This is a genomic window from Idiomarina sp. D18, from assembly GCF_057748155.1.
In genome coordinates this window covers 2,404,728-2,417,213 of sequence record NZ_CM173240.1, presented here as the reverse complement: position 1 = coordinate 2,417,213, position 12,486 = coordinate 2,404,728, and the positions used below count along the sequence as shown (strand labels likewise).

The window sequence follows — 12,486 nt, the reverse complement described above, 5'->3', positions numbered from 1 at the left end:
AAAGTCTATTTACCAATGCAGAACGAACCAAAGATCTGGCCCAACAGATCGTCTGAGGTAAATTCGCCCGTGATCTCATTTAAATGTTGTTGTGTCAGCCGAAGCTCTTCAGCGAGTAGCTCGCCGGCAAGGTTAAGCTCTAGGTGCTCTTGTCCGAGTAACAAATGAGACTTGGCTTTCTCCAAGGCATCGAGATGACGGCGACGCGCCATAAAGCTACCTTCCGAGGTAGCGCTATAGCCCACACAATGTTTTAGGTGTTCACGCAGTTGTTCAATCCCATGCCCTGTCTTAGCAGACAGTTGAATTACTGGGATACCGTTGTGTTCGGTTAACCCCGTGTTTTCTTGCGTCAGATCGATCTTATTGCGAATGACCGTAAACGGCGTATCATCAGGTAACTGGGCGAAAAACTCCGGCCAAATATCGTCGGGATGAATTGCACTGGTTTCTTGGCTATCAACCATAAACAACACGCGGTCGGCTTGGCGAATCTCATCCCAGGCGCGTTCAATACCAATACGTTCGACTTGGTCGGGTGAATCGCGCAAACCTGCGGTATCAATAATATGAAGTGGCATTCCGTCAATTTGAATGTGCTCGCGAAGCACATCACGAGTCGTACCCGCAATCTCCGTGACGATAGCGGATTCGCGACCCGCTAAGGCATTTAATAAGCTCGATTTACCGGCATTTGGGCGCCCCGCAATCACAATACGCATGCCTTCACGCATTAACGTGCCTTGTTTGGCTTGTTGTTCTATATGGAACAGCTGATCAATGATTTCTGCCAAATCGTTGGCGACCTTGCCATCGGAAAGAAAGTCGATTTCTTCATCGGGAAAATCGATCGCCGCTTCGACGTACATGCGTAGGTGAATAACAGCGTCGACCAGGACGTCTATTTTGTGAGAAAACTCGCCTTTTAAACTTTGCAGCGCAGCCTTTGCGGCTTGCTCGGAGTTGGTATCGATGAGGTCGGCAATAGCCTCGGCTTGGGTCAGATCGAGTTTATCATTTAAAAATGCGCGCTCGCTGAACTCGCCGGGACGAGCAGGACGAATATCGGGCAATTCTAGAATTGCCTTGATAATCATATCAATGAGAACAGGGCCGCCGTGTCCTTGGAGTTCCAGCACATCCTCACCGGTGAATGAGTTAGGGCCTTTGAAAAAGAGTGCGATGCCCTCATCGAGCAAATGACCTTCTTTATCATAGAAGGGGACATATTCAGCTTTACGTGGAGGTGGACAATGGCCAATGAGTGCATTCGCTACTTGTTTTGCTTGAGGACCGCTAACACGAACAATACCGACTCCACCGCGACCGGGGGGAGTTGCCTGTGCGACGATGCTGTCATTACTGAACTCATCGTCTGTGCTCGTTGGCTCATGTATTGAAGGGTTCATAAATGGGACCTCAACGCTAAATAAAAATGAATCTAATGACTAGTTTACAAGAAAATTGCTGCTAGTCGCTCAGAAAAAACAAAGCCCGGTCGAAACCGGGCTTTTTATTCTCACGCTCTACTGTTATTTACCGCGAACGTTAATACCTTTCTTCTCAAGCCCTTTATAAATAATGAGCATTTGAGTAATGGTTATCAGGTTACTAACCAACCAGTAGAGTACCAGGCCAGACGGGAACCATAAGAAGAACACCGTAAATATGACAGGCATATACTGGAATAACTTCTGCTGCATTGGGTCAGTCGCTGGCGTCGGTTGTAGACGTTGCATTACAAACATACTGATACCCATCAAAATAGGCAGTATGTAGTACGGATCCTTGGTTGATAAATCTTGGATCCAGAATACAAAGGATGAATGACGCAGCTCGACACTCTCTAACAGCACCCAATATAATGATAAAAATATGGGCAACTGAAGCAACATGGGTAGGCAGCCGCCAAGAGGATTGACCTTTTCCTCTTTATACAGCTTCATCATAGCCTGGCCCATCTTCTGGCGATCGTCACCATAACGTTCGCGCAGAGACTTCATTTTTGGCTGAAGCAAGCGCATTTTCGCCATTGACACATATTGCGCTTTAGTCAGTGGGAACAACAACGCTTTGATGATCACGGTAATCAAGATAATCGCTAGACCCCAGTTAATGACAAAGCTTTGTAAAAACTGAAGTAATTTGAATATCGGTTGAGCGAGCCACCACAGGAATCCGTAGTCGACTGTTAAATCAAGATACGGTGCAACTTTGGCCATCGCGTCTTGGTCTTTTGGACCTACGAATATAGTTGCGTCGATGGTTTTCGATGCACCCGATTGTACGGTGGTGGATGGATATAAAACGCCGATGACAGCTTGGTTCGAAGGTGTAACCTGCGAGTAAAACTTGTTTTGCTGTGTTTGCGTAGGGACCCAAGCGGCAACAAAGTAATGCTGCAGCATGCTAACCCAACCTGTCTGGGTTGTAACGCTCAGCTTTTTCTCACGCATGTCGTCAAACGGGTATTTCTCAAACTTATCTTCATCTTGAGAATAGGCAGCACCAAAATAAGTCGGCATGATCATGCTACCGCTTTCGCCTGCAGTCATTGTTTGTTGCAACTGCCCGTAAAACTGTAACTGAGCGGCCTCTGAACTTTGGTTTTCAATCGCATAGTTGACACCAATATCATAGTGCCCGCGCTTGATAACGAAAGTTTTAGTAACATTAAGCCCTGACTCGGTTTGCGTAGTCAAAGGGACTTCAAGGGTGTCGCCGGTTAAACGGTATCGCTCTTGAGCGGCTTGATATTGCGCACGACCGTTATTTGAATCGATACCCTGAGGGCCAATGAGTCCTGATTGCGCGATATAAATGTGATTGCTGTTACGTTTAAGTAATTGGAAACGCTCTTCGGAATCGAGTGTAGCCGCAAACTCTAAAAGCTTTGCTGAAACGATATCACCGCCGTTCAAATCGATTTTTAATTCGAGTTCGTCAGTTACTACGGTGATTAAGCGACCATTACTAGTGATGGCATTAGGGCTGTTACTCTCAGGTACAGCGGTATCTGCGGTATTTGAACCTGACTGAGGAACAGTGGAGCTATTTTGATCTTCGGTTTGCTGCGTCGTTTGTTGTGTTTGCTGAGGCGCTTTCGTGCCAGGGGCAGTGTCGATTGTCCATTGTTGGAACAAAAAGAACGACACAACAATAAACGCAACCAATAGTATCGAGCGTGGCGAATTCATAATGATTTCGTCTCTATTACTTGTCTATTTCTTTGACTGTGAATGATTCGGTTCGATGTTATCAGAAGAAACTTCCGGCACAGGATCGAAACCACCTTCGGAACCCGGATGACAACGGCTAAGCCTTTTTGCTGCCAACCCAATGCCGCGTATTGTACCGTGTTTCTTTATTGCCTCACAGGCATAATGTGAACATGACGGATAAAAACGACATCGAGGGCCGATTAACGGCGAAATAACCAGCTGATAAAACTTTATCAGGCCGATTGGTATTGCTTGCAACGCTTTGCTAACTTTCGCCATAGATAATTTAATGTATCAGCCATTTGAGCATTATCGAGAGTATCAATACCGTGCTTTGCAATAACAACGATATCGAACGCTGGGATATTATGCTGTTTTAGTCTGAACGTTTCGCGCACTTGACGCTTGAATCGATTCCTAGCGACAGCTGTTTTAGCACGTTTTTTGCTGATAGTAACGCCAATTCTGGGATGCCCAAGTTGATTAGGGCAGGCAAGCATGGTGATATGCGCTGTGACAGCTTTAACGGGAGGATTATCGAAAACCGTCTGGAAGTGCGAGGGAGTTAAGAGCCTTAACTCCCGTCCATAATGATAGTGCGTCACTGAGTGAACACTATCTATCTTATGCGCTTAATACTTTACGACCACGTGCACGGCGACGTGCAATAACTTTACGGCCGTTTTTGGTTGCCATGCGAGCACGGAAACCGTGAGTACGTTTGCGTTTTAGTACGCTTGGTTGAAAAGTTCTTTTCATAACATTAATTCCGTCGGTCAGATTGTTACTTTCCCACGCTGGCCGAAAATATTCTGAATCACCAAACGTGAAGGTAAAAAATTGTGAGCGCGGATCTTACTCGATCCTGCGTAGGCTAGTCAATGTATTTAGGCTAAAAAGTCACGTCTAGTTGAAAAAAATTAATCCACAATTTTGCCGGCATGCCGATCTTCGATTGTGGATAAAAAAGGTGTTATCCAATTCAAGGCTGTTGTTCAAAAAAACAACTTTCTATCGCTGAGGGGCTTTTATTAGTGGCGATTTTAGGTGGTTTAGCGTAAACTAACGGGTATTAAAATTATAATTAAAAGGGAGTGGGTAGTGTGAATAATTCGCTTTGGCAACAATGTGTTGAGCGACTGCAAACAGAATTGCCGTTGCAGCAGTTCAATACGTGGATCAGGCCGCTACAGTCTGAGCTAAATGGCGATACATTGACGCTATATGCACCAAACATTTATTCCCTTGATTGGGTACGTGATAAGTATCTTAATACGATTAACAGTTATTTAAGTGCTTTGACCAATGATAAAGCGCCTGATGTGGTGCTTGAAGTGGGCAACGTCAGTAATCGGTCACCGTCGCGCTCGTCGAATCAACCCCGTACAAGCCCGCGTCGAAGCCAGGTCAGTCGAGGCGCCGATAGTTCGCTTAGGTCGGAGTCTTTTGAAAGTAATATTCATCCCGAGTATACCTTCGATAACTTCGTAGAGGGTAAGAGCAATCAGCTGGCCAGAGCGGCTGCGATTCAAGTTGCTGAAAATCCAGGTGGTGTCTATAACCCGTTATTTGTATACGGTGGCACAGGTCTTGGTAAGACTCACTTGTTGCATGCGGTGGGTAACGGCATTATGCAACACAAAAAGGATGCAAAAGTCTTTTACATTCGAGCTGAGCGATTTGTTCAAGATATGGTCAACTCGATACGCAATAGTTCGACCAATGAATTTAAAAAGTACTATCGGTCTGTCGATGCTTTACTGATTGATGACATTCATTTTTTTGCCAATAAAAAAGGCTCTCAAGAAGAATTCTTTCACACTTTTAACGCCTTGCTCGAAGGTAACCAACAAATCATCATGACTAGCGATCTTTATCCCAAGGAAATCGATGGTGTTGAAGATCGGCTTAAATCACGTTTTGGTTGGGGTTTGACCATAGCGATAGAGCCACCGGAGCTAGAAACGCGCGTTGCTATTTTAATCCGAAAGGCAGAAGAACGTGGTTTGCATATGCCTCACGAAGTCGCGTTTTTTATCGCAAAGCGCTTGCGTTCGAATGTGCGTGAATTGGAGGGCGCTTTGAACAGGGTGGTCGCTAATGTATCGTTAACAGGTCGTCCGATTACCATCGATTTTGTTCGAGAAGCATTACGCGATTTGATAGCCGCGCAAGAAAAACTGGTAACTATCGACAATATTCAGAAAACAGTGGCTGAATACTACAACATTAAATTAGCTGATATATTATCTAAACGTAGAAGTCGTTCGGTAGCTAGACCTCGCCAGTTAGCGATGGCATTGGCAAAGGAACTAACGAACCACAGTCTTCCTGAAATAGGTGATGCGTTTGGTGGTCGTGACCATACAACAGTCTTGCATGCGTGCCGAAAGATTCAGGAATTAAAAGAAGAACAACACGACATAAAAGAAGACTATCGTAATCTAATTAGGACGCTATCCTCTTAATTGGAACGGCACTCTCAACAGGGGACTCATCAATGAAATTTACGGTAAGCCGAGATGCATTTTTAAAACCTCTACAAATTGTCAGCGGAGCGGTTGAACGTCGACACACGTTGCCGATTCTGTCGAACTTATTATTGAAGGTCGAAGGCGATACGCTACGCCTTACTGGAACCGACCTTGAAGTCGAGCTTATCTCTTCGGTCAAGGTGGAGTCCTCCGGTGGCGACGGGATGGTAACGGTGCCGGCGAAAAAGTTGCTCGATATTGTGCGTAGTCTCCCAGATGAGTCACCGATTGAGTTAGTCGGTGATGATGAGGGCGTCCGTGTTCGCTCGGGGCGAAGCAAATTTAAACTGAGTTCGTTGAGTGCTGATGACTTTCCTAATATAGAGGACTGGTCGAGCGAAGTGAATTTTATTACATCCCAAGATACTTTAAAACGACTCATGGAAAAGACTCACTTTTCTATGGCTAATCAGGATGTCCGCTATTATCTCAATGGCATGTTGTTTGAGACAGACGCGAATATGTTGCGTTCCGTTGCGACGGATGGTCATCGATTAGCAATGAGTAATTGTCACATAGAGCAGCCTGGTTTGAGTCAGCGGCAGGTTATCGTTCCAAGAAAAGGTGTCGTTGAGTTACTACGTTTGCTTAACGAAGATGACTCTGAGGTAGCCGTTGCTATCGGTAACAATCATATTCGTGTTGAGACTGCTGATATTGTTTTTACGAGCAAGCTGGTTGATGGACGGTTCCCTGACTATCGTCGAGTTGTTCCGCAGGGCGGTGATAAGCAAATCTTCGCGGATCGTGATCTTCTTCGCCAAGCATTTGGACGCGCGTCGATTCTGTCGAATGAAAAGTTTCGTGGTGTTCGCTTAAATATTACAGCTGGCGAGCTATGTATTACGGCAACCAACCCTGAACAAGAACAGGCGGAAGAGGTAATCGAAGTTAACTACGAAGGCGAAGCGATTGAGATAGGCTTTAATGTAAGTTATTTGCTCGATGTGCTTAATAATATTGAAGCGGAAGAAGTTTGCTTTGTTCTCTCTGATGCAAATAGCAGCGCGTTGATTGAGCCTAAAGATGATGACTCATGCTGCTATGTCGTGATGCCAATGAGATTATAATTCCTATATGCGACTTAATGCGCTTAAGGCAATAAATTTCCGGAATTTTAAGCGCTTTGATTTTGAGCCTTCGCCTTACGCAAACTTGATAGGTGGCTTGAATGGGTCCGGTAAAACTTCGCTGATTGAGGCGATATACCTCTTGGGCTTTGGTCGAAGCTTTCGCCCTGGAGGCTATAAGCAGCTGATAAATAGTAGTGAGTCAGATTTTACCGTGTTTTGCGAAGCGATGTCTGATACAGACGAAGTTTTTAAGATAGGGCTTCGTAGAACAAGTGAGGGCGAGGTTCAGCTTCGGTTGAATGGTGAGACAGTACATAAGTTGTCTGAAATAGCGCGTTTTATACCCGTTCAATTATTCACACCGGAGTCTGTAGAGCTCATTTTAGGCGGTCCTAGCCTTAGGCGTCAGTTTATGGATTGGGGAGTGTTCCACGTGGAACACACTTTTTATGAGCTTTGGGTCGCTTATACAAAATCCCTCAAACAGCGTAACTTTCTACTGCGTAGCAAAGGCGATGTAAGGCAAGACTCCTTTTGGCGCGCTCAGCTGGCTCGATTGGGCGAGGAGATTATTCAATTACGTATCCGGTATATACAAGAAATTGAAAATTTCATTACAAAGAGTGCAACATTCTTTCTGCCGGATGTTAAACTGGAAGTTGGTTTAAAGCAGGGCTGGGACCAAAGTTTGAGCCTGGCTGATGCCCTTGATAAGCACACAGAACGTGACCGGCGCTACGGGCATACATCGATTGGACCTCACAAGGCCGATATTAAATTAACGGTAGATGGCATAGATGCAAAGCTTGTATTGTCGCGAGGTCAGTTGAAGCTTCTCGTAGCGAGTTTAAAGCTTGCTCAAGCTGCTCATTATAATGAGAAGAGAGATAGCAGCTGCATTTTTTTAGTCGATGATATTACCTCAGAGTTAGATGAGGCGAATCAGAAAAAATTTATAACAGCGCTCGAGGGGTTGAAGTGTCAGAGTTTTATTACCGCGATTGACTCTTCGCCAGTGGCTCGGCTGTTTAAACAAAATCCGAAAATGTTCCACGTGGAACACGGGATATTGAAACAACAAACTGAGAACTAATTATGTCAGATAACAATTACGGCTCTTCGAGTATTAAAGTTCTTAAAGGACTTGATGCGGTGAGAAAGCGCCCGGGAATGTATATCGGCGACACCGATGATGGAACAGGTTTACACCACATGGTCTTTGAGGTGGTGGACAACTCAATTGATGAAGCGCTTGCAGGTCACTGTACCGGTGTTGATGTCCGCATTCATTCAGACGGTTCAGTGTCGGTACGCGACGATGGTCGAGGTATTCCCGTCGACCTTCACGAAGAGGAAGGCGTATCAGCTGCGCAGGTCATTATGACGGTACTTCATGCGGGTGGTAAGTTTGATGACAATTCGTATAAAGTTTCCGGTGGACTGCATGGCGTGGGTGTATCCGTTGTAAACGCCTTGTCTGATAAGTTGAAACTAACGATTAGACGCCAAGGTCACGTTTATGAGCAGACCTATCATCTCGGTGAGCCTGAGACTGACGTACAACAAATAGGCGACACTGACCAAACAGGCACAGAACTTCGTTTTTGGCCTAGCGCTAGCATATTCTCTGATACTGAGTTCCACTATGATATTTTAGCTAAGCGCTTGCGAGAACTCTCGTTTCTAAACTCTGGCGTTGCAATTCGTCTATCGGACGAGCGCGATGACCGCAAAGATGAATTTAAGTATGAAGGCGGAATTTCAGCGTTTGTCACTTATCTTAATAAGGCAAAAACGCCAATTCACCCGAATCCATTTCATTTCACGTCTGAACGTGAGGAAGATGGCATTTCGGTTGAAGTAAGCATGCAGTGGAATGATTCGTTCCAAGAAAATATCTATTGTTATACCAATAATATTCCACAGCGAGATGGCGGTACGCACTTGGCTGGTTTCCGAGCTGCGCTAACGCGTACGCTGAATAGTTATATGGAAAAGGAAGGTTTCACCAAGAAAACCAAAACAGCAGCAACAGGCGATGATGCGCGTGAAGGACTCACGGCTGTTATTTCTGTAAAGGTACCTGATCCGAAGTTTTCATCACAGACAAAAGAAAAACTAGTTTCGTCAGAGGTTAAGTCAGCTGTTGAGCAAGCGATGAATGAACGTTTAGCGGATTTTCTTTTAGAAAACCCGCAAGACTCAAAGCTTATCGTCAACAAAATTGTCGATGCTGCGCGAGCGCGTGAAGCGGCCCGTAAAGCGCGTGAGATGACGCGCCGAAAAGGCGCCTTAGATATCGCAGGCTTGCCTGGTAAGCTTGCGGACTGCCAGGAAAAAGATCCTGCACTTTCTGAACTCTATATTGTGGAGGGTGACTCTGCAGGTGGCTCAGCAAAGCAGGGTCGTAATCGTAAAAACCAAGCGATACTGCCTCTAAAGGGTAAAATTCTTAACGTAGAAAAAGCGCGTTTCGATAAAATGTTGTCTTCACAAGAAGTCGGCACATTAATTACCGCAATGGGTTGTGGTATCGGACGTGATGAATATGATCCCGACAAGACTCGCTATCACCGCATCATTATCATGACCGATGCTGATGTCGATGGCTCTCATATACGTACACTGCTTTTGACTTTCTTCTATCGTCAGATGCCAGAAATCATTGAGCGTGGTTACATTTATATCGCTCAGCCACCGCTTTATAAGGTTAAAAAGGGTAAGCAGGAAACTTACATAAAAGATGACCCTGCTTTAATTCGCTACCTAACAAGCTTGGCGTTAGATAACGCGTCACTCCACCCCACGGCTGAAGCACCTGGAATCGGTGGCGAACATCTTGAGAATCTCGTGAACGGTTATCAATTAGCGCAAGAGACAATTAAGCGTTTGTCACGTCGTATTCCTGAGAAGTTCTTGCAACGTCTATTCTATGCTCCGCGTCTGACCGATGATGCACTGCGTGACAAGGCGTACATGGAAGAATGGGCTCAGCAATTAAACGATGACCTGACTGCACGCGAAGTCGATTCAGCAACTTACACAATATCTTTGCATGAAGATTCTGAGCGTAAGATGTGGCTGCCTACAACGCGTATCCGTCAACATGGTGTTGATACCGATTATCCTCTTAATTATGAATTCTTGATGTCGAAGGATTACGAGCAAATCGTGACAGTCGGCAAGGAAATTCATGCATTAGTGGAAGAGGGCGGCTATGTGACACGTGGTGAAAAACGTCAGCCAGTTTCACACTTTGTTGAGGCGGTCGAATGGTTGATTTCAGAGTCTAAGCGCGGTCTCTACGTACAGCGTTACAAAGGGCTTGGTGAAATGAACCCAGAGCAACTATGGGAAACGACGATGGATCCCGAGACACGTCGTATGCTTCAAGTGACGATTGAAGATGCAATCGGTGCCGATCAGTTGTTTTCAACCTTGATGGGTGACGATGTTGAACCTCGTCGTAACTTTATTGAATCGAACGCACTAAAAGTGGCAAATCTGGATGTATAAAGTACGGTTAAGCTACTGACAAATAAGTATAAAAAAACCCGCTCACTGAGCGGGTTTTTTATTCCGTTATCTCATTTACTGCAATAACGATATATCAGCAACTCGCAAGAACATACCGCGGAGCTGATACAAAAGGTTCAATCGATTTTGGCGGACTGCTGGGTCTTCATCATTAACCATCACGTTTTCAAAGAAATCGTCGATAGGTGACTTTAATGATGCCATTCGTGTAAGTGCACCTTCGTAGTTACCCGCAGCGATTTCCGGCTCAGCACTTTTCTCTGTTTCAGATATCTGCGCTGCTAAAGTTTTTTCCTCTGCCGCCACCAAGAGCGCATGATCAATTTTACCCGTAAGATCGCCTTCGGATTTAGACAGTATATTACCGACACGCTTATTAGCCGCTGAGAGGCTCTCTGCCGCATCATGTTGCTTAAATGCATCAACAGCGTGAATGCGGAGGTTAAAGTCGGCAGGGCGTGATGGAGCGCGTGCTAAGACCGCCTGAATAACATCTACAGAGATACCTTGTTCTTGATACCAAGGACGGAAACGACCAATAATGAAGTTAAAGACGTTTTCGCGCACATCATTGTTACTAAGACGGTCACCGAATTCACCAATTGCTGCGTCAATTAACTCGTAAAGGTCGAGGTTTAAGTTAGATTCAACAATGATACGAATTAAACCTAGAGCCGCTCGGCGCAGCGCAAAAGGATCACGATCCCCTTTAGGTGTTTGGCCAATACCAAATATACCCACTAAAGAATCAAGTTTGTCGGCTAATGCAACGGATCGACTTACATCCGAAGTAGGCAAATTGTCGCCCGCAAAGCGTGGCCAGTAGTGCTGTTCAATAGCATCAGCCACTTCAGCATCTAAACCATCATTGAGCGCGTAATGACGACCCATTACGCCCTGTGTTTCTGGGAATTCAGAAACCATATCAGTGACTAAATCTGTCTTACATAACTCACCGGCTAAGCGCGCATGCTGCTCATCGGCATTAAGAGAACCTGCAATTCGAGCACTCAATCTAGAAATGCGTTCAGATTTGTCTTTCATCGTGCCTAGTTGCTTTTGAAACAACACCGTCCCAAGCTTATCGAGCCGCGAGGAAAGCGTTACCTTTTTATCAGATTCAAAGAAGAACTGTGCATCGGCAAGACGCGGGCGAACGACACGTTCGTTACCCTTAATGATTTGCTCAGGATCTTTGCTATCGATATTGGTGATAAAGATGAATACAGGCTTCAATTCACCCTTATCATCTTGGACGGGAAAGTAACGTTGATCGTCTTTCATCGTCACGATAAGCGCTTCTTTTGGCACTGTTAAAAACTGTTCATCAAAACTCGCTGATAGTGCAACGGGCCATTCAACAAGCGCTGATACTTCCTCGACCAAATCCTCGTCAGTTTCGACCGTGCCACCTAACTGTGAAGCGAGGTCATTGATGGAGGTGCGGATTAATTCCATACGTTTTGTTTGGTCGGCGATCACGTGGTGTTTATAAAGTTGCGCTTCGTAATCATCGGCATGCTGAATATCGAAACCATCAGGTGCGTGGAAACGATGCGTATTAATGTGCCGACCGCTTTTAATTCCAAGCAAGTTAGCATTAATGAGTTCATCACCAAACAGTAAGGTTAGGGTATGCACAGGGCGAATGAATTGTGCATCGGAATCGCCCCAACGCATCGGTTTCGGAATAGGAAGTTTCTTTAAAGCATCCTCGACAATGCCTGGCAATACCTGCGCAAGCGATTCGCCTTTAACCTCAGCTTTATGTAACAGCCAAGCACCTTTATCCGTCTCTAAACGTTCGGCTTCGCTCACCTCAATACCATTAGAGCGTGCCCAACCTTGTGCTGCTTTAGTCGGTTGACCCGCTTCATCAAAAGCAACATCTACTGAGGGACCACGTTTTTCGACCACTTTATCTTGTTGTTGGCCTTCTAACGAATTAACCAAAACAGCTAAGCGGCGGGGTGTTGCAAGGGCCTTAATTTCACCAAATGCCAACTCTGCTTTGTTTAAGCCTTCCTCAATACCATGCTTAAAGCTCTCGCTTAACTGCTTGAGTGCTTTCGGTGGAAGCTCTTCGGTTCCTAATTCAACGAGTAAAGTATCCTGCTTCAC

Annotated in this window: 10 protein-coding genes; 4 read left to right on the top strand and 6 right to left on the bottom strand. The window is 45.4% G+C overall.

Features of this window, described 5'->3' with window-relative positions; all coding sequences use genetic code 11:
* Positions 1-5 precede the first annotated feature (5 nt).
* From mnmE to rpmH, 5 genes are all read right to left on the bottom strand, one after another.
* Positions 6-1,409, bottom strand: coding sequence for a tRNA uridine-5-carboxymethylaminomethyl(34) synthesis GTPase MnmE (mnmE, locus tag AC3AP5_RS11625; RefSeq protein ID WP_487326757.1), 1,404 nt, complete (start codon positions 1,407-1,409; stop codon positions 6-8).
* Positions 1,410-1,532: 123 nt separating this feature from the next.
* Complete coding sequence (gene yidC / locus AC3AP5_RS11620; protein ID WP_487326756.1) at positions 1,533-3,197, bottom strand: membrane protein insertase YidC; 1,665 nt, start codon at positions 3,195-3,197, stop codon at positions 1,533-1,535.
* A 24-nt stretch (positions 3,198-3,221) separates the two neighbouring features.
* A complete protein-coding gene (gene yidD, locus AC3AP5_RS11615; protein WP_083773219.1) occupies positions 3,222-3,500 on the bottom strand; it encodes a membrane protein insertion efficiency factor YidD in 279 nt (92 codons plus the stop codon).
* A complete protein-coding gene (rnpA, locus tag AC3AP5_RS11610) occupies positions 3,455-3,826 on the bottom strand; it encodes a ribonuclease P protein component (protein ID WP_040487619.1) in 372 nt (123 codons plus the stop codon). Before rnpA ends, yidD begins: the two co-directional genes overlap by 46 nt.
* 19 nt (positions 3,827-3,845) lie before the next feature.
* Positions 3,846-3,980, bottom strand: coding sequence for a 50S ribosomal protein L34 (gene rpmH, locus AC3AP5_RS11605; RefSeq protein WP_040487621.1), 135 nt, complete (start codon positions 3,978-3,980; stop codon positions 3,846-3,848).
* A 344-nt stretch (positions 3,981-4,324) separates the two neighbouring features.
* Between rpmH and dnaA the strand changes: the two genes are divergently transcribed.
* The 4 genes from dnaA to gyrB are packed head-to-tail and all read left to right on the top strand — an operon-like array spanning position 4,325 to position 10,344.
* The gene (dnaA, locus tag AC3AP5_RS11600) at positions 4,325-5,689 is read left to right on the top strand and encodes a chromosomal replication initiator protein DnaA (protein WP_272977463.1); all 1,365 of its coding nucleotides are present in this window, start codon (positions 4,325-4,327) and stop codon (positions 5,687-5,689) included.
* Between the two features lie 32 nt (positions 5,690-5,721).
* Entirely contained in the window at positions 5,722-6,825 is a 1,104-nt protein-coding gene (gene dnaN, locus AC3AP5_RS11595; RefSeq protein ID WP_006954141.1) for a DNA polymerase III subunit beta, read from the top strand.
* Positions 6,826-6,832: 7 nt separating this feature from the next.
* On the top strand, positions 6,833-7,921 hold the full coding sequence (recF, locus tag AC3AP5_RS11590; protein WP_487326755.1) for a DNA replication/repair protein RecF: 1,089 nt from the start codon (positions 6,833-6,835) through the stop codon (positions 7,919-7,921).
* Between the two features lie 2 nt (positions 7,922-7,923).
* The gene (gyrB, locus tag AC3AP5_RS11585; protein ID WP_286682322.1) at positions 7,924-10,344 is read left to right on the top strand and encodes a DNA topoisomerase (ATP-hydrolyzing) subunit B; all 2,421 of its coding nucleotides are present in this window, start codon (positions 7,924-7,926) and stop codon (positions 10,342-10,344) included.
* Positions 10,345-10,419: 75 nt separating this feature from the next.
* On the opposite strand, the gene glyS is transcribed toward gyrB, so the two are convergent.
* On the bottom strand, positions 10,420-12,486 hold the full coding sequence (gene glyS / locus AC3AP5_RS11580; RefSeq protein WP_487326754.1) for a glycine--tRNA ligase subunit beta: 2,067 nt from the start codon (positions 12,484-12,486) through the stop codon (positions 10,420-10,422).